This window comes from Nocardia sp. NPDC019219 (assembly GCF_040632645.1).
GTDB classification, from domain to species: Bacteria; Actinomycetota; Actinomycetes; order Mycobacteriales; family Mycobacteriaceae; genus Nocardia; species Nocardia sputorum.
This window is the reverse complement of the sequence record NZ_JBEYCG010000006.1, coordinates 265186-281979: the sequence shown is the minus strand read 5'-3', so window position 1 is coordinate 281979 and position 16794 is coordinate 265186. Positions and strand designations below refer to the sequence as shown.

General features: G+C 68.9%; 16 protein-coding genes. 12 read left to right on the top strand and 4 right to left on the bottom strand.

The features are described from left to right. Positions 1 to 25: 25 nt before the first annotated feature. A complete protein-coding gene (locus ABZ552_RS14725) occupies positions 26 to 907 on the top strand; it encodes a LysR family transcriptional regulator ArgP (RefSeq protein ID WP_281873731.1) in 882 nt (293 codons plus the stop codon). A gap of 463 nt (positions 908 to 1370) precedes the next feature. Next, positions 1371 to 2120, top strand: coding sequence for a hypothetical protein (locus tag ABZ552_RS14720; protein ID WP_281918832.1), 750 nt, complete (start codon positions 1371 to 1373; stop codon positions 2118 to 2120). Between the two features lie 615 nt (positions 2121 to 2735). Here ABZ552_RS14720 and ABZ552_RS14715 read toward each other — a convergent pair. Beyond that, on the bottom strand, positions 2736 to 3632 hold the full coding sequence (locus tag ABZ552_RS14715) for a helix-turn-helix transcriptional regulator (protein ID WP_357437533.1): 897 nt from the start codon (positions 3630 to 3632) through the stop codon (positions 2736 to 2738). Between the two features lie 255 nt (positions 3633 to 3887). On the opposite strand from ABZ552_RS14715, the gene ABZ552_RS14710 reads away from it, so the two are divergent. The 3 genes from ABZ552_RS14710 (at position 3888) to ABZ552_RS14700 (ending at position 6606) form a co-directional block, all read left to right on the top strand. Beyond that, positions 3888 to 4721 carry an SAM-dependent methyltransferase gene (locus tag ABZ552_RS14710; protein ID WP_357437530.1) on the top strand — a complete coding sequence of 278 codons (834 nt, stop codon included), beginning with the start codon at positions 3888 to 3890 and terminating at the stop codon, positions 4719 to 4721. 242 nt (positions 4722 to 4963) lie between these two features. Then, complete coding sequence (locus ABZ552_RS14705) at positions 4964 to 5893, top strand: SAM-dependent methyltransferase (protein WP_281873735.1); 930 nt, start codon at positions 4964 to 4966, stop codon at positions 5891 to 5893. A gap of 8 nt (positions 5894 to 5901) precedes the next feature. Then, complete coding sequence (locus ABZ552_RS14700; protein ID WP_357437527.1) at positions 5902 to 6606, top strand: DUF6081 family protein; 705 nt, start codon at positions 5902 to 5904, stop codon at positions 6604 to 6606. A 95-nt stretch (positions 6607 to 6701) separates the two neighbouring features. Here ABZ552_RS14700 and ABZ552_RS14695 read toward each other — a convergent pair whose 3' ends face one another. Further along, positions 6702 to 6896 (bottom strand): hypothetical protein, encoded by a 195-nt coding sequence (locus ABZ552_RS14695; RefSeq protein WP_281873737.1) that lies wholly within the window; start codon positions 6894 to 6896, stop codon positions 6702 to 6704. 412 nt (positions 6897 to 7308) lie between these two features. On the opposite strand from ABZ552_RS14695, the gene ABZ552_RS14690 reads away from it, so the two are divergent. Both ABZ552_RS14690 and ABZ552_RS14685 read left to right on the top strand, forming a co-directional pair. Continuing rightward, positions 7309 to 7605 (top strand): hypothetical protein, encoded by a 297-nt coding sequence (locus ABZ552_RS14690; protein ID WP_063020845.1) that lies wholly within the window; start codon positions 7309 to 7311, stop codon positions 7603 to 7605. Between the two features lie 356 nt (positions 7606 to 7961). Further along, positions 7962 to 9425 carry an AIM24 family protein gene (locus ABZ552_RS14685; protein WP_357437524.1) on the top strand — a complete coding sequence of 488 codons (1464 nt, stop codon included), beginning with the start codon at positions 7962 to 7964 and terminating at the stop codon, positions 9423 to 9425. 20 nt (positions 9426 to 9445) lie between these two features. On the opposite strand, the gene ABZ552_RS14680 is transcribed toward ABZ552_RS14685, so the two are convergent. Together ABZ552_RS14680 and ABZ552_RS14675 are read right to left on the bottom strand one after the other, a co-directional pair. Then, positions 9446 to 10888, bottom strand: coding sequence for a metallophosphoesterase (locus ABZ552_RS14680; RefSeq protein WP_357437521.1), 1443 nt, complete (start codon positions 10886 to 10888; stop codon positions 9446 to 9448). 90 nt (positions 10889 to 10978) lie between these two features. Next, positions 10979 to 11491, bottom strand: a complete 513-nt coding sequence (locus ABZ552_RS14675; RefSeq protein ID WP_281918837.1) for a DUF664 domain-containing protein — start codon at positions 11489 to 11491, stop codon at positions 10979 to 10981. Between the two features lie 214 nt (positions 11492 to 11705). On the opposite strand from ABZ552_RS14675, the gene ABZ552_RS14670 reads away from it, so the two are divergent. From ABZ552_RS14670 to ABZ552_RS14650, 5 genes are all read left to right on the top strand, one after another. After that, entirely contained in the window at positions 11706 to 12050 is a 345-nt protein-coding gene (locus ABZ552_RS14670) for a hypothetical protein (protein WP_357437518.1), read from the top strand. 583 nt (positions 12051 to 12633) lie between these two features. Continuing rightward, entirely contained in the window at positions 12634 to 13188 is a 555-nt protein-coding gene (locus ABZ552_RS14665) for a hypothetical protein (protein ID WP_357437515.1), read from the top strand. A gap of 245 nt (positions 13189 to 13433) precedes the next feature. After that, positions 13434 to 14636: a helix-turn-helix domain-containing protein gene (locus ABZ552_RS14660; RefSeq protein ID WP_281918840.1), complete on the top strand. Its 1203-nt coding sequence runs from the start codon at positions 13434 to 13436 to the stop codon at positions 14634 to 14636. Between the two features lie 106 nt (positions 14637 to 14742). Continuing rightward, positions 14743 to 16260, top strand: a complete 1518-nt coding sequence (locus ABZ552_RS14655) for an aldehyde dehydrogenase family protein (RefSeq protein ID WP_357437511.1) — start codon at positions 14743 to 14745, stop codon at positions 16258 to 16260. Continuing rightward, a complete protein-coding gene (locus ABZ552_RS14650; protein WP_281873746.1) occupies positions 16260 to 16661 on the top strand; it encodes a DUF779 domain-containing protein in 402 nt (133 codons plus the stop codon). The genes ABZ552_RS14655 and ABZ552_RS14650 overlap by 1 nt, the downstream gene beginning before the upstream one ends. Positions 16662 to 16794: the final 133 nt, after the last annotated feature.

The window sequence follows — 16794 nt, the reverse complement described above, 5'->3', positions numbered from 1 at the left end:
TTAAGTATCATTAGAGTTTCTTGATATGGATCTGCAACTCGACCAGCTTCGCGCACTCGACGCCGTGATCACCGAGGGCACTTTCGACGCCGCGGCGCGGCGCTTGAGCGTGACGGCGTCGGCGGTCAGCCAGCGCATCAAGGCGCTGGAAGACGCCGCGGGCCGGATCCTCGTGCAACGTACGAAGCCGGTGCGCGCCACCGAATCCGGGCTGGCCGTGCTCCGTTTGGCCAGGCAGATCCAGCTGCTGTCGGGGGACGCCGCGCGCGAACTCGGCGGCGAGGCCGCCTACGGTCCGATCCGGGTGCCGATCGCGGTCAACGCCGACTCGCTGGAGACGTGGGTGCTGCCCGCTCTCGGCCGCGCGCCGCGCGGCGTGTGCTTCGAGATCCACCGCGAGGACGAGGAACACACCACGCGCCTGCTGCGCGACGGCACCGTGATGGCGGCGATCACCTCGACCGCGCAACCGGTGCAGGGCTGCAAGGTCGAGCGGCTCGGCGCGATCCGCTACCGGCCGATGGCCAGTCCGGAGTTCGCCGCCACCTGGTTCGCCGACGGCGCGACCGCGAAAGCCTACGCCGCCGCTCCGGTCGTGCTGTTCGACCGCAAGGACGACCTACAGGATCGCCTGTTGCGCAGACGCAGTCGGAAACCGTTGGATCCGCCGCGCCATTACGTACCGTCCTCCACGGGATTCGCCGAGGCGGTCCGGCTGGGGCTCGGCTGGGGCATGCTGCCCGACCTACAGACCCGCGAGGACCAAGCCACCGGCCGTCTGGTCTGCATCGATCCCCGCGCCGTCATCGACGTCCCGCTGTACTGGCAGCAGTGGCGGCTGGACTCCCCCGCCCTCGGCGCCGTCGCCGCCACCATCGCGGCCGAGGCGGCGGACGTGCTGCGCTGAACACGAGGCGCCTTGCGCCGGAGCACATTCCGGTTCGTGACACCGCCGGGCCAGTGGTGTGAGCACCCTGACCCGGCGGCGCCGTATCCGAGAAGGTGCGACCGTGGGCACGGTAGCACCGCCTGTTTGTTCGGAGCATCGAGCGAGTTGGATGGGCCACTCTCCGCAACCCGTCTCACGCGGCGCATCCGACGCGGCGATTCGCTGCCGCGGGTTGCCGAACGATTCGGCTCCGAGACTGCGAAGGCGCGGTGCAGTCCCGCGAAGATGCTTCGGCCCATACCGACCCGTGCGCCGACGACGGCCCCGGGCGCTGTCCGCGGACAGCGCATCGCACGACATCAGGACATCCGGGTACCTCGTATCCCTCCGCATCGGGACGAGGGGAGGTAATTTGATCTTCGCAGGCCGACCACAGCTTCAGCTCCATCCCGCACCCACCCGAGATGCACAGGAGTTCACTTTGGCACGGCACCGTCGCCCGAACCGCTCGCGCACCCGCGGGGCATTCGCCATCGCGGCCGCACTCGGCACCCTGCTCACCGGCATCGGACCCGATGCGGCCGCACGCCCGATCGGCCCCTACGACGTCGGCGGGCAGATCGAAGCCGAGTACGACCAGGCCGGTGGACCGGGGTTCTTCGGCGACCCCGTCACGCCCGAGTCCCCCGCCGCCCGCGGTGGCCGCTACCAAGCGTTCGAGCGCGGCTCCTCCATCTACTGGCACCCCGCCACCGGCGCCCACCAAGTCGGCGGCGCGATCCGCGACAAATGGGGCGACCTCGGTTACGAGGGCGGCGCACTCGGCTACCCCGTGGCGCGGGAAGGGGCGACACCGTCGAAACCGGGCAGCTACAGCGTCTTCCAGAACGGTTCGATCTACTGGTCCGTCGGCACCGCCGCGCATCAGATCGGTGGCGTGATCCGCGACAAGTGGGGTTCCTACGGCTGGGAGAGCAGCCCGCTGGGGTTCCCCATCACCGACGAATCGGCGGGCCGCGCCGGCAACGGGCGTTACAACCTCTTCGGCGGCGGAGCCATCTACTGGTCTTCGCGCACCGGCGCCCACGTCGTCTGGGGCTCCATCCGGGAGTCCTGGGAAGCCGCGGCGGGCGAAGCCGGACGCTACGGCTATCCCACCAGCGACGAATACGACTTCGAGAACGGCAAAGCCCAGGACTTCGAGGGGGGCCGCATCACCTGGTCCCCGTAGCCGGACCACCGATCGCCGCCGCACGCGCCGCACCCGAATCGACCGACACCGTGAACTTTCGGCAATCCGGATATCGTCGCGGTGTGTGACGGCTCCGCCGGCGACCCCAACTCGCGTTGGGGCCGCCGCGGCCGAACCAGCCTGTGCCCGAGTCGATCCTCAGACCCCGACCTCGACAGGGATCCTGCCACATCACAGCCGCCCCGTCGCATCGGTGATCGTCCATCGGTACGTACATGCGCGTGTGCATGTGCATTGGCGCCATCGGTCGTGAAAACCTCGAAAATCGAGGTGACCGAGCGCCAGTTGGTAACAAATGCGCATCGGCCACTGCTCTGCGATATGGAACTGTTACCTAATGGGCCGTGCGTTTTGCCGAGTTATTCGTGCTGCCAACGACTTTCACGACTCGCAAAGCAGATTCGATTCGCAGGCTTCGAGCCGGACCTCGATCGAGCCGACCGTCCGGTTCCCGCCCGCTCCGCGGCAGGTCCGCCCCCGCAGCGGGCGACACCGCCGATACGGTGGCGTGCCACCTGTTCGGCAAACTCTTCGCACGGAAAGATGGGCACGCCCGTCGAGTACGGGCACCGCACTTCGCCGCCCGGACGCGTCCTATTCTCCCGGGTGCATCTCGGTGAGTAGATCGTGCAGGAAATCCACGCTGTCGGCCGGCGACAGCGCCTCCACGCTGAGCCGGTTCATGACCGACATGTACAGCTCGACATCGCGCTGCTTGTCGAAGTACAGCGAGCTGGCGAGCTGTTCGGTGTAGACGATGTCGGGCAGCTCGGGTTCCGGGAAACGAAGGATGCTGAACGGGCCGCCCGCGGCGGAGTGCCCGCCCGCCGCGTACGGCAGGACTTGGATCCTGATGCTGGGCCGGTCGGCCATCGCCGCCAGATGCTCGATCTGCTCGCGCAGGACCACCATCCCGCCGACCGGTCTGCGCAGCGCGTTCTCATCGATGACCGCCCACAGCGTAGGAGCGGCGGCACGGTAGAGGATCCGCTGGCGGCGCATCCGGATGGCGACGCGGCGTTCGGTCTCGTCGGTGTTGCCCAGCTGGATCACCGAGCGCGCGTAATCGGCGGTCTGCAGCAGACCAGGGACGAACTGCGCCTCGTAGGTGCGGATGGTGGTGGCCGCCTGCTCGAGACCGATGTAGGTCTCGAACCATGCCGGAAGCAGATCGCTGTAGTGCTGCCACCAGCCCGGGTCGTTGGCCCGGCGAGCCAATTCGAAGTACGTTTCCCGTTCAGCGGGGTCGACAACGCTATAGAGATTCAGCAGGTCGTGCAGATCGCGTTCCTTGAACCCGGTCCGGCCCAGTTCCAACCGGCTGATCTTGGCGTGCGATCCCCGAATGGCGTCGCCCGCGGCCTCCCTGCTGATCCCGCAGCCCTCGCGCAGCTGACGCAACCGGCTGCCCAGCGCGATCCGCAGGACGGTCGGACCGCGTTCCGCCGCAGGGAATTCCGCGTTGTCGCCACTGTCCTCGTCGTTGGTCATGCCTGCCTCCGGCCGATCGGGGGTGAGACCGCGGGGCCCAGTGCCTCCACCATCACAGCTGTCTGAAACGTCGGCTGAAGATCCTACTCGGCCGTACCTCGACACCGGCCCCGACGCGGACGCGTGCCGCGAATCGCGCGCGCAAGTATGGATTCGCAAGAGCGCCAACGCAATATCTCGACCGCATTCCCGAGCGCGGCCGGGCGGCTGTGCGTAGAGTCGCCCCCGACGGTGGCCATGCGGAGGAGGAGCGCCATGACGTCGGCAGAGGCATCGACCCGACTAGCGGGTGTGGATCCGGACGTACCCAGCATCGCACGCGTGTACGACTATGCCCTCGGCGGGACGGACTGGTTCGAGTCCGACCGGCAGGTGTACCAGCACCTGAAGAAGGCGGTGCCGCATCAGGACGACGTCGGCGCCGCAAACTGGCGCTGGCTCGAGCGCGCGGTCCGGTACGTCACCCGGTCGGCGGGCGTCGACCAGGTCCTCGATCTGGGCAGCGGCCTGCCCACGCGGAAGAACACCCACGAGATCGCCCAGGAACTCGGCGCCGAGGTCGCGGTGGTGTACGTGGACAACGACCCGGTGTGCGTCGCACGCGGACGGGAACTGCTCGAAGCCAACGAACGCACCCACTTCCTCGACCTGGACCTCACCCGGCCCGCCGAGGTGCTGGACGACCCCGCCGTCAACCACTATCTCGATCTGACCCGGCCGGTGTTGCTGATGCAGTGCGGCACCTTGCATCACGTCGACGACGAGCAGGACCCCGCGGGCATCATGCGGCGGTACATCGACCGGCTCGCGCCGGGGTCCTACGTGATGATCAGCCACTTCTACGATCCGGCCGACGAGAACGAACACCTGCACGCGCTGGCCAGACTGGCCGAGCGGGCACTGCACGACGAGGGCCTCGGCACCGGGCGGTGGCGCACCCGTGCGGAGATCCAATCGTTCTTCGACGGGCTGGACATGGTTCCACCGGGATTGGTCGAGCTGCACGAATGGTGGCCCGGCGGCCCCGCGCTGCGCACGCCGTGGCCCGACGAACGTCTCATCCTCGGCGGCGTCGGCCGCAAAGCATGAGACCTCTTCCACCACGGAGCCCGACATGACCTCGAACGAAGTGCGGATCACCGATCAGGACATCCGAGACGCCCGTGATCCCCCCGTGAACCTCGCCCGGTCCCCATGCTCGGCCCTGGCCGAGCACACCCGCGCTGGATCCACGAAAACAGCACTGGCCGAACGCATCCGCACGGATTGCTCGCCGATTCGGCGGTCTCTAGGCTGGTGAGCCAGGCGACGGAAACTAGAGAGAGGTCTCCATGTCCGATCCCGCTCCCCAGACCGGTGTCCGCGCGCCGGTAGGCGTGGACACGACACGCGCGAGCATCGCCCGCGTCTACGACGCCACCCTCGGTGGCAAGGACAATTACGAGGTCGATCGCTACGTGCGCGACAAGGTCGCCGAAGTCGCGCCGCGGCAGAGTGATGTGGCCCGGATGAATCGCCGCTGGCTGCATCGCGTGGTGCGCTACCTGGCCGGTACCGCCGGCATCGACCAGTTCCTCGATATCGGCGCCGGACTGCCGACCGTCGGCAACACCCACGAGATCGCGCAACAGCAGAATCCCCACGCGCGCGTGGTGTACGTCGACAACGACCCGGTGTGCAACATCCATGGCCGCGTCCTGCTCGAGCGCAACGCGTACACGCATTTCGTGCCCGCGGACCTGACCGAGCCCGACACTCTGCTGGCTCACTCGGAGGTCACCCCGCACCTCGATCTCACCCGCCCGCTGGCGCTGATCCTGTGTGGCATCCTGCACCACGTCGACGACGACCTCGATCCGGCCGGGATCATGCGCCGGTACATCGATGCGCTCCCGGCCGGGTCCTACGTCGCGATCACGCATTTCTACGATCCCGCCGACGGCGGCGAGGCGCACGAGATGGCCATCGAGCTGCAACGGCGTTTCACCGAGATGGGTCTGGGTTCGGGCTGGTACCGCACCCGCGAGCAGATCGCCTCCTACTTCGGTGATCTGGATCTGATCGAGCCGGGGCTGGTCGAACTCGACGACTGGTGGCCGATGGGGCCCGCGCTCCGTCCACGGCTGACCGAGGAGCGCCTGCTGCTCGGCGGCGTCGGCTACAAGTCCGGATCGTCGAACGGCGTCGTGACCCCCCTGCGCCGCCGGGCGACCGAGCCCGGCCTCCCGGAATCCGCCGTGCGCGACACGGCTGAAAGGTAACTCCCGCGATGACCTACGACGACCTGAACGGCCCCGATCTGCGCGCAGACCGGTGGCGCTTCCTGGAAGTCCCGCTCGGCCCGGACCAGACCTGGCGCTACGCCGACCCGGCCGCCCGCACCGAGGTCGGCGAGGGCGCCGTGTCGGTCCGGATCGACGCCTTCACCCGGTCGCACGCCGAAGTCCAGATCCTGGACAACCCGAAGCATCTGCTGGTGTCGACCGAGACGTTCGATCTCACCGGTGGGCCGCGGACTTTCGCGGTGGAGATGGCGGCGGAGAACATCGGCGCCACCGGCGAGGACTACCGGGACGGCTTCGCCGCGTTCAACGTCCTCGACATGAACAGCGCACAGGTCTTCGACCTGATCGCGACGAGCAAGCACGCGTACGCGATCCACGAACGGTTGTTCGTGCCGGGCGTCGTCCCCGCGGCGGAGGCGTTCACGCACGTGGTGCACGCGCCGCTGGCCGGGGTGGGCATCAAGCCGGGCGAGTTCCACCGTTACAGCGTCACCATCGACCGGGCCACGGGCACCGCGGGCTGGTACGTCGACGACGCGCCGGTGTACACCACCACTGCGCCACAACTGCCGGAGACGGTGCAGATCGGTTTCGGCATCATCACCCTGCATCCGATCGAAGACGGGCGCAGCACGTCGCTGCGCGGGCAGGGCCTGCACGCGGCGTGGCGCAACTTCACCGTGGTGTGACCGCGCGGCGAAAGCCGTCGAAAACACCGATGCCCAGCCGCATTCGGCTGGGCATCCGGTTCGTTCACCGCCCGCGGGCGGCCGGTTCGCGCCGGTCAGACGCTCTCCTTGCGCGGCCACTCGACGCTGCGCGAGCGCGCGTACTCGTCCGGCGCGGCGTCATCTCCGTCCATGCCGTACTCGTAGTCGTACTCGTCCAACTCGGTACGACGGCGCGGATCCCACACCATCGCCACGGCCGACAGGGCCAGCAGTGCGATGACAATGGCCGCGATGACTACATAGAGCAACGACTTCCACCCTCCTGAAGGAAAAAACCGAACAGCACACAGCCGTGCCGGATACTCAACGCGCACAGCTTCTTTCACGCCGCAGGCATAGTACGGCGCGGCACTGGAAATCGGACATTCCGGCGCGGGTTACCGACGGGTCGGCATCGGATCCGGCCCCGGCGGCAGCGCCGACCGATTCGACGGAAACTCCCCCGCGAACCCTCAGCGTCGCATAGGCTCAGCACCGTCCCGGTGGCTCCGGGACTTCCAGCGCGGCACCGGCATGCCCAAGCCGACCGCGATCGCTGGTGGTAGCGGTGGGGTTCACCCGATTCGATGAACCTCGCCGTCCCCCATTTCCGGTGAAATCGTAGGGACATTCGCGCGGAATCACCCGCATCCGGCATCCTTCGAGCTACCGTCTTCGGTCATGGACGACATCGAACTGCAGCCACCGACCGTCGCCTCCGCCAAGCAGACCGGACTGGTCCTGGACATCGCCGCGCTCGACATCCACAACCCGCTCGCCCAGCCGGGCGAGATCACCTACCCGTACGTTCGCTGCACCGACCATCGGGTCCTGCGGCTACCCGAGCCGTTGCACCGATGGGCCACCGAAACCATCGCGCTCAATCACAGCAAGCACGCCACCGGCGCCCTGCCGCTGTTCCCCGGGCAGGTCGAATTCGGCATCCTCGACGGCACCATGTACGCCGAAGTGCTCTGATCCGGATCGGCGACGAAAGCCCGGTCGACCCGGCCGGGCTCACCCGCGTTGTGGTGCCTCGCCGCCCCGGACGGATGCGGGGCCGCCGCGCCGCATCGCCAGTTCGTCGCCGGCATCGCCGAGGAGCGGCAGACTCGCGGTATCGGACCGGCGGCGCCTGCCGCGACAGAGGCACCGTCACCGACGTGATCGGGTATGGGGATGATGCGCCTCCCAGCCCGGCGATCACGGCACGAAGCCCCTGGTGACTGCGTGGACCCGGTACGCCTGTGGCGCGGGTTGCGGGCACACGACACACTGGAGCCCGTGAATCGCATGTCAACCCGACGACGCCGCCGCCGATCGGACGGCTTGCCGTGACCGACCTCGCCCGCGGTGAGAACCGCCCCGCGCCCGGCGATCGGCTGACGGTGACCGTCACCTGCTCGGCTCCCGTCGACGTATCGGCGCTGTTGCTGAACGCGGCGGGGCGGGTGCGCTCCGACGCCGACTTCGTCTTCTTCAATCAACCGGTCGCCCCCGGCGTCACCTACCGGCACGGCCAGGGCGCGGGCGATGTGGTGGACATCCAGACCACGGCGCTGCCGGGCGACGTGGACCGCGTCGTCGTCACCGCGAGCCTGGACGGCAACGGCCCGCCCACCTTCGCGGCCGCGGGTTCGCTGCGCGCGACCATCGCCGCATCCTCCGGCACGCTGGCTTTCCCGATGACGGGCCTGAGCACCGAGACCGCCGTGGTGTGCGTGGAGATCTACCGTCGCGGCGGCGGATGGAAGGTGCGTGCGGTCGGCCAGGGGTACGACAACGGGCTGGCCGGCATCGCAACTGCTTTCGGCGTGCACATCGATGACGAGCCGTCCCCGCCGCCCGCGCCGGCTCCGCCACCGGCCCATCAACCGCCTCCGGCGTATCCATCAGCGCCCCTGCCGGCACATCAACCACCCCAGGCGTACCCATCAGCTCCGCCACCGGCGTACCAGTCCGCGCCCCCGCCTTCCTACCCACCGCAACCGGCCTATTCCGCGCCGCCCGCCGCGGTGCCGCCACCACCGATGCCCTCACCTCAGCAAGGAGCACTGCCGATGCAGAGCGATCTGTTCGCCCCCAGCCACGCCGAAGTCACCGGCGCGGGCATCCAGAAGCAGGGCGGCAAGATGATCAAGGTGGCCGTCAGCGGCGAGGTCATGGCCCGCGCCGGATCGATGGTCGCCTACCAGGGCGATCTGCATTTCCAGGCGCTCGGCGCGGGCGGGATCGGCCGGGCGATCCAGCAGCGGTTGACCGGCGAGGGCGTGCCGCTGATGAAGGTGTCCGGGCACGGCGACCTGTTCGTCGCCAACGGCGCCGCCGACGTGCACACCATCGACTTGGACGGCACCGACGGCCTCACCATCAACGGCGCCAACGTACTGGCCTTCGATTCCACCTTGCGTTACGACATCCGGATGGTGCAGGGAGCCGCCGGTTTCGCCAGCAACGCCGGGTTGTTCAACTGCGTCTTCACCGGCCGCGGCCGCATCGCCATCACCACGCACGGCACGCCGGTGGTACTCAATGTCGACCAGCCCACCTATGCCGACCCGCAGGCGGCGGTCGCGTGGTCGTCGAGCCTGCAGACCGGCATCAAACGCAACGATTCGTTCGGACTCGGCCGGCTGATGGGCCGCAGCACCGGCGAGGGCATGACGCTGTCGTTCTCCGGACGCGGTTTCGTCATCGTGCAGCCGTCGGAGCTGCCGCCCGGCGGGTTCGTCGGAGGCACCGGCGGCGGGCAGGAAGCCGGCCAGAGCGGTGGCGTGCTGGGCGGCTTGTTCGGGTGAGGTGACCGCGACCGGCGCGGTCACGCCTGGAGCGAGACGAGTTCCACGACGGTGATGTCCGACGGTGCGCCCACTCGCACCGGCGGACCCCACGCCCCGGCTCCCCGGGAGACGTACAACTGGGTGTCGCCGTACCGCTCCAACCCGGCGACGGTCGGATTCGCCAGTCCCGCAAGGTAATTGCCGGGCCAGAGCTGGCCGCCGTGGGTGTGGCCGGACAGCTGCAGGTCGACGCCGTGCGCGACCGCGTCATCGATCAGCACGGGCTGGTGCGCCAGCAGCACGGCGGCGCGGGCGCGGTCGCGGTCACCGAGCGCCTTGCCGAAGTCCGGGCCCTGCCCGGTTCGTTCGCCCTGCACGTCGTTGACGCCCGCGAGGTCGAATCCGGGCAGTTCGGTGCGCGCGTTCGCGAGGAGGTGCATGCCGAGTTCCTGGACGTGCTGCACCCACTGCTCGGCGCCGGAGAAGTACTCGTGGTTGCCGGTCACGAAGAACGCGCCGTAGCGGGCGCGCAGCCCGGCCAGCGGCTCGACGGCCGAGCGGAGATGCTCCACGCTGCCGTCCACCAGATCACCGACGACCGCGATGAGGTCTGGCCCGGTGTCGTTGACGGTCCGCACCACGCGCTCCGCGAAACCGCGCCCCAGGATCGGGCCGAGATGCACGTCGCTGACCACCGCGATACGGAATCCGTCGGCCCCGCGCGGCAGCTTCGCCAGCGGCACCGCGACGCGCTTGACACCGGGTCCGTTCAGGACTCCGTGAGCGCCGACGCCGACGGTAGTCATCGCGGCGGCGACAGCCGCGCCGCCGATCACCCGCGAGACGAAGACGCGACGCGGTAGCCGAGCGGGCGAGGACGCGGCCGGAGCGGCCGTATCCGGCGAACTCTCGGGTGCGAACCCGGTCCCCGCCCGGGACTCCGCCGCGGAACCGCCTCCCGCCGGCGACTCCGGCCCGGACCCGTCTCCTCCGGGAGACTCCTGCACGCCATCGCTTTCGACGGCAGGCTCCGCCCCGGAACCGCTTCCCACGCGAGACTCCTGGACGACAGCACTTTCGAGGGCAGACTCCGAGGGGAAACCGATATCCGCACGAGAGTCCGGCTGCCGTACCGCTCGGCCCCGAACCGACCTGCGCAGCGCCAGGATCCGGATCGGCTCGCCGATCGCCAGCGCCAGCAGGAGGTACACGAACAGCGCGCCCCACAGATAGCCGGGCCAGGCGATGATCCGGACCACCGCGAACGGCGCCGACGCCAGCTCCGCCACCGTCGTCCCCAACAGCAGCAACGGACCCGCCGACATGGTGGCGGTGCCGACCCGTCGCGCGCGTGTTCCCGCCGCGGTCGTGTCCCGCACGAGTCGCCGCCAGACATACCAGTGGGCGCCGACCACCGTGAGCACGACGACTCCCACGAGAACGAGCACGGCGACACCGATCAGAACAATTTTCACGACCACGGCGGCACTCTCTGTGAACATTCGGCTTGCGCCGCATCAACTTACGTCACGGCGCAGGCCGCACACGGGATATGGACTTCCCGCGGCCGGTTATTCCGTCCGTTCCAGCACGCCGCGCAGAAACGCGGCTTGACCCGCGTGCTGCAGATCGTCGGAGATCACGCTCACCAGCCGCACACCCAGCGTCACCGGTGGGTCCCATCTGGTGTCGACGACGCGGTCCAGGTCGCCGTCCCGCAGTGTCCGGACGAAGCGCAGCGTCTGGTCGTGCACCGCGTCGTAGTACCCCGCGAGCAACTCGGCCGAAGCCTGGACGACGGCCACATCGGCGGGGCGGTCACCGTAACCGGTCGCCCCTTTGTCGAGCGGCAGCCCGAAGCGCTCGTACCAGCCCTGCGCGGTCCAGACCTGCTCGAAGCCGGCCACATCCGCGATGTGATCGTCCTGCACGCGGGTCAGGTGCCAGATCAGCCAGGCGATCGAGTTGGCGCCCGGATCGACCCGGTGGGCGAGGGCGTACTCCCCCAGCCCGTCGACGGCTTCGTGCACCACCTCCTTGATCCGCTCGTAGGCGTCGGTCAGCACATCGGCACTGGTAGCCATCGGTCGACTCCTTTTCGAATGGTCCGCTGCCCAGACGCTACCGAGCACGCCTGCCCGGCACGAGCGGCGACGTGCCGACCGCAGAAATCTCGCACGATCGCACCACATTGAATGTGCCGTTATTCAACGGTACGATATGCATCGGTGAGATTGGTCGATGGCCATCGAATCGGTCACCGACCGGACGAAGACGTACCGAAGTGAGGAAGTACCGATGATGCACGATGCCGAGACCGGCCGGGCCCGGCAGGCGGTTGTCCGCCTGGCGATGATCGCCGCACTCGCACTGACGCCCGTCGCCGCGGTCGCCGCGCCCGCGGTCGCCGCCCCCGCGGTGGCCCAGCAGCCTGCCGTCACTCAGACGAGCCAGGCAGAGGAGATCCACGGCGGCTGGCACCGCCACGGCGGGTGGGGCCGCCACGGTTACGGCGGCTGGGGCGGTTACGGCGGCTGGGGCGGCTACGGCTACTGGGGTAGTCCGTTCGGCTACTGGGGCGGCCCGTTCGGCGCCTGGCCGGGCATCGCCTGGCTGCTGCCCGGCACCGGAAGCGCGTTCTGACCAGAAAGGTTCTCGCACGGTCCGCCAGGTGATCTCCGGCTCCGCGCGATCGTTCCGGCACGCGATCGCGGTTGCGCCCACACGCGGGGCGATCCCGGAATCACCTGGCTTCTGGCGGGTTCCGGTACCTAGGTAGGAACCGGAACCGACCCCCGTCACGAGTGCCGCAACCCCACAGCGGTCGCTGATCACCTTCCCGCACAAAGCGACCCCCAGCAGGAGAGCCGAGCGCCCTCCGCCCGAATCGAGCCGGGGCGCTCTCAGCGTCCCCACAGCGCTGGTCTATCGGAGACGCGCCGATTCGTACTGCCGTCCTGGCAATTTGGATAATTCCGTGCGCGCTGCCGGTCTAATTCCGGGATCAGCTAACGCAATTCAGCACACATTCCGCAATCCGCTGGATCGGACAACGAAACTGCCGCTGCGAGTGCGCAATTCAGCCATGTCCGCAGCGCTATTTTCCGTGAAATTCGCAGAACGATTGCTTCGAGAAAGCGCTGCGGCCAGAATGGGTGGGGCCGACAACCGGCATCTTGGGGATCCGTCGGCACTCGTGGCCGACACGACTAAGTGGGGAAATACGATGAGAGTCAACAGATTCGCCGCAACCGCCCTGCTCGCGGTCGGGGCCACCGGAATAGCGACGGGCGTCGCGCACGCCCAGCCCGCGGCACCCGCGCAGGTCAGCGTGGACGGCGTCGAGCAGGGACTCGGTTTCACCTCGGCTCCCGCCGCCGACGGCACCGGGGTGGTCACCACCCTGGACGCGGGCAGCTTCGCGTTGACGACCGACGCGCGGGCGGTCGAGCTGCGCAACGAAGCGGGGCAGGTCGTCGCGACCCTGCCCCTGGCGTTCCAGGCCTCCGGCGCGGCGCACGGGCTGGCGCCGGCCATCTCCGATTCCGGCCGCACCCTCACGGTGACGCCGGTGGGCTCGCCCGCCACGACCGAGCGCCTGAACCAGTTCGTCGGCGAGGACGACACGCTCGCGCGCAAGCAGTACAACGCCGGTATCGGCGCGCTCATCGGCGCGGGGATCGGCGCCGTGATCGGCTTCTTCCTCGGCGGGGTCGGCGCGCTGGTCACCATTCCGATCGGCGCGGGCATCGGGGCGCTGATCGGGTTCTCCACGCCGTAATCGGCCGGGGCGGTGTGCGGCCGCCGCGAGACGACCGCACACCGATCGCCGGTCGCACGGCCGTTGCTTCCGGGCAGGTACACGCTTCCTACGCCTCGCGGCCGCGACGGACGCTGCGTTCCGACCGTCTTCGGCCGATTCGTCCAGGCCCGTAGCGCGCACGCCGAAACGGAATGCCCGGCCGTGCGCTGGGGCATGATGAGAGGGCACGAAGACGATCGGAGCGAAGACACAGGATCCGCGAGATGGCACAGCGTAGTTCCCTCTCGCAGCGACGCGCTGCACTGGAACAAGAGTGGTCCCGATGGATACCCGCCGGGACACCGCAGGGTGATTCCGCGCTGCGCAGCGAGGTCGCGCAATCGTGGCTGCGGTCGCTGCGCACCGTCGACCCGGCCTGCGAGCAGGCGCCCCTCGCCGAAGCCGACGTGGCCGCCCGCTGGGCCGAATCCCCCTTGCGTACCCCGGTTTCGGAGCTGACCGATCAATTGCGCGACATCACCGAAGGCGCGGGCTACGTCGCGGCGATCACCGACGAGACCGGCACCATCCTGTGGTCGCACGGCGGTCCGGTCATGCGGCGCCGCGCCGAACAGGTGAACTTCGCGCCGGGCGGCCGCTGGGACGAGGCGCACATGGGCACCAACGCGCTGTCGCTGGCGTTGCGCACCGAACGGCCGCACACCGTGTTCTCCGCCGAGCACTTGGTCGCGGCCCTGCACGGCTGGGTCTGTTACTGCGCCCCGATCCGCGCCGCGAACGGCCGCCAACTGGGCGTGCTCGACCTGTCCACCACCTGGGACCGCGCGCACCCGCTGGCCATGTCCACCGCACGCACGCTGGTCACCGCCATCGAAACCAAGCTGCAGCACCGCATGACCGCGCCGGGAGTCCGGCTGACCTGCCTCGGCGCCGCCCGTCTCATCCGCGACGGCGCGCCCGTGCGGCTGCGCCCCAGACAACTCGAGATCCTGACGCTGCTGGCACTCGAGCCCGAGGGATTCACCCACGAACGCCTGCATTTCGCGGTGTACGGCGACCGGCCGGTCGGCGCGAGCACGCTCAAATCGGAGATGTCCTACCTGCGGCGCGCCACCGGCGGCGACATCACCAGCCGGGTCTATCAGCTGGTGAGCCCGCTGTCCTGCGACGCCGTGGACGTGCTCGCGGCGCTCGAAGCGGGCGACACCGCCACGGCCGTCGAGTTGTATCGCGGGCCACTGCTGCCGGACTCGGATACGCCGGGGATCGTGCAATGGCGCGAGTATCTGGAGGTCGGCGTGCGCACCGCGGTGCTGGCCGGCGGGAACGTCGAGCACGCGCTGCGCTACGGCGAGCGTGCGCCGCACGACGTCGAGGTGCACGAACACGCGCTGGGCCTGCTCCCCGCGGGCGACGGTCGGCGTGCGCTCGCGGCCGCGCGGCTGCACGCCGCGCTGCGTGACTGAGCGCGCGCGCCTCAACGTTTCGTCAACCCTCGCCCGGCATAGTGACCCGCATCACGGCCGTCGCGCCGTGTGCATCAGGTCCGCAACCAGCGAGGAGTCACCCGCCATGAGCTACGCGAAGCCGGGAACCGAGGGCAGCGTCGTCGAATTCGCCACGCGCTACGACAACTTCATCGGCGGTGCGTGGACCGCCCCGGTCGAAGGCCGCTATTTCGAGAATCCCTCCCCGGTGGACGGCCAGACCTTCTGCGAGGTGGCGCGGTCCTCCGCCGCCGACATCGAGCTGGCCTTGGACGCCGCGCACCGGGCGGCCGACGCGTGGGGGGCCACATCGACCACCGAGCGCGCCAACATCCTCAACAAGATCGCCGACCGGATCGAGGACAACCTCGAGGCACTGGCGGTGGCCGAGACCTGGGAGAACGGCAAGCCGGTCCGCGAGACGCTGGCCGCCGACCTGCCGCTGGCCGTCGATCACTTCCGCTATTTCGCCGGGGCGGTCCGCGCCCAGGAAGGCGGCATCAGCGAGATCGATGCCGACACCATCGCCTATCACTTCCACGAACCACTCGGCGTCGTCGGGCAGATCATCCCCTGGAACTTCCCGATCCTGATGGCCGCATGGAAGCTCGCGCCCGCCCTCGCCGCGGGAAACGCGGTGGTGCTCAAGCCCGCCGAGCAGACCCCGGCCTCGATCCTGAAGGTCGTCGAACTCATCGCCGATCTGCTGCCCGCGGGTGTGCTCAACGTGGTCAACGGCTTCGGCGTCGAGGCGGGCAAGCCGCTGGCGGCCAGCCCGCGCGTGGCCAAGGTCGCCTTCACCGGCGAGACCACCACCGGCAGGCTGATCATGCAGTACGCCAGCGAGAACATCATCCCGGTGACGCTCGAGCTGGGCGGCAAGAGCCCGAACATCTTCCTGCCCGACGTGATGGCCGCCGACGACGCCTTCCTCGACAAGGCGGTGGAGGGCTTCGTGATGTTCGCGCTCAACCAGGGCGAGGTGTGCACCTGTCCGTCCCGCGCGTTGATCCATTCCTCCATCTACGACGAGTTCATCGCCCGGTGTGTCGAACGGACCAAAGCCATCCGCGGCGGCAACCCGCTCGACGAGGCCACCATGATCGGCGCGCAGGCCAGCAACGACCAGTTCGAGAAGATCCTGTCCTACATCGATATCGGCCGCCAGGAAGGCGCCGAGGTGCTCACCGGCGGCGGCCCGCGCAAGGTCGACGAGTTCCCCGGCGGCTTCTACGTCGAGCCGACGATCTTCTCCGGCCGCAACGACATGCGCATCTTCCAGGAGGAGATCTTCGGACCGGTGGTGTCGGTGACCACGTTCGACTCCGTCGACGAAGCGCTGAAGATCGCCAACGACACTCTCTACGGGCTCGGCGCCGGCGTGTGGACCCGCGACATCAACGCCGCCTATCGCCTGGGCCGCCAGATCAAGGCGGGGCGGGTGTGGACCAACTGCTACCACGCCTACCCCGCGCACGCGGCCTTCGGCGGCTACAAGAAGTCCGGCATCGGACGCGAGAACCACCGCATGATGCTCGACCACTACCAGCAGACGAAGAACCTGCTCGTCAGCTACTCGCCGGACAAGCTCGGATTCTTCTGATGCCGGATCCGGTCCAGCGCGTCGAGTTCACCGGGCCCGCGGAAGAACTGCTGCGCAGGCTGATCGAACAGCACGGTCCGGTCATGTTCCATCAGTCCGGTGGCTGCTGCGACGGCAGCTCGCCGATGTGTTATCCGCGCGGCGAATTCCGGGTGGGCGCCTCGGACGTGCTGCTGGGGCATCCCGCGGCGGACACGCCGTTCTGGATGAGCGCCGACCAATACGAGTACTGGCGCCACACCCACCTCACCGTCGACGTGGTGCCGGGCCGGGGCAGCGGATTCTCTCTGGAAGCGCCCGAAGGAGTGCGGTTCCTGATCCGGTCGCGACTGCTCACCGACCAGGAACTCGCCGTCCTCGATGCCGAACCGCCACCCACGGGGGCGGAGCTGTCCCACTGACCCGGAGCATGGGCTGCGCACCGGAGCACCGGTGCGCAGCCCTTTCCCGATTCGGTGGACGAAAAAAATTCCATGCGGGAATAGCTGCGCGGCGGATACGGTCGTTCGAGGTGGTTAGACAGGCGAACGAGAG

Excerpts from the sequence above, each read along its gene's own strand:
- ABZ552_RS14725 (WP_281873731.1), top strand. The coding sequence starts at position 26 with ATGGATCTGCAACTCGACCAGCTTCGCGCACTCGACGCCGTGATCACC.
- ABZ552_RS14715 (WP_357437533.1), bottom strand. The coding sequence starts at position 3,632 with ATGACCAACGACGAGGACAGTGGCGACAACGCGGAATTCCCTGCGGCG.
- ABZ552_RS14710 (WP_357437530.1), top strand. The coding sequence starts at position 3,888 with ATGACGTCGGCAGAGGCATCGACCCGACTAGCGGGTGTGGATCCGGAC.
- ABZ552_RS14705 (WP_281873735.1), top strand. The coding sequence starts at position 4,964 with ATGTCCGATCCCGCTCCCCAGACCGGTGTCCGCGCGCCGGTAGGCGTG.
- ABZ552_RS14700 (WP_357437527.1), top strand. The coding sequence starts at position 5,902 with ATGACCTACGACGACCTGAACGGCCCCGATCTGCGCGCAGACCGGTGG.
- ABZ552_RS14690 (WP_063020845.1), top strand. The coding sequence starts at position 7,309 with ATGGACGACATCGAACTGCAGCCACCGACCGTCGCCTCCGCCAAGCAG.
- ABZ552_RS14675 (WP_281918837.1), bottom strand. The coding sequence starts at position 11,491 with ATGGCTACCAGTGCCGATGTGCTGACCGACGCCTACGAGCGGATCAAG.
- ABZ552_RS14670 (WP_357437518.1), top strand. The coding sequence starts at position 11,706 with ATGATGCACGATGCCGAGACCGGCCGGGCCCGGCAGGCGGTTGTCCGC.
- ABZ552_RS14665 (WP_357437515.1), top strand. The coding sequence starts at position 12,634 with ATGAGAGTCAACAGATTCGCCGCAACCGCCCTGCTCGCGGTCGGGGCC.
- ABZ552_RS14660 (WP_281918840.1), top strand. The coding sequence starts at position 13,434 with ATGGCACAGCGTAGTTCCCTCTCGCAGCGACGCGCTGCACTGGAACAA.
- ABZ552_RS14655 (WP_357437511.1), top strand. The coding sequence starts at position 14,743 with ATGAGCTACGCGAAGCCGGGAACCGAGGGCAGCGTCGTCGAATTCGCC.
- ABZ552_RS14650 (WP_281873746.1), top strand. The coding sequence starts at position 16,260 with ATGCCGGATCCGGTCCAGCGCGTCGAGTTCACCGGGCCCGCGGAAGAA.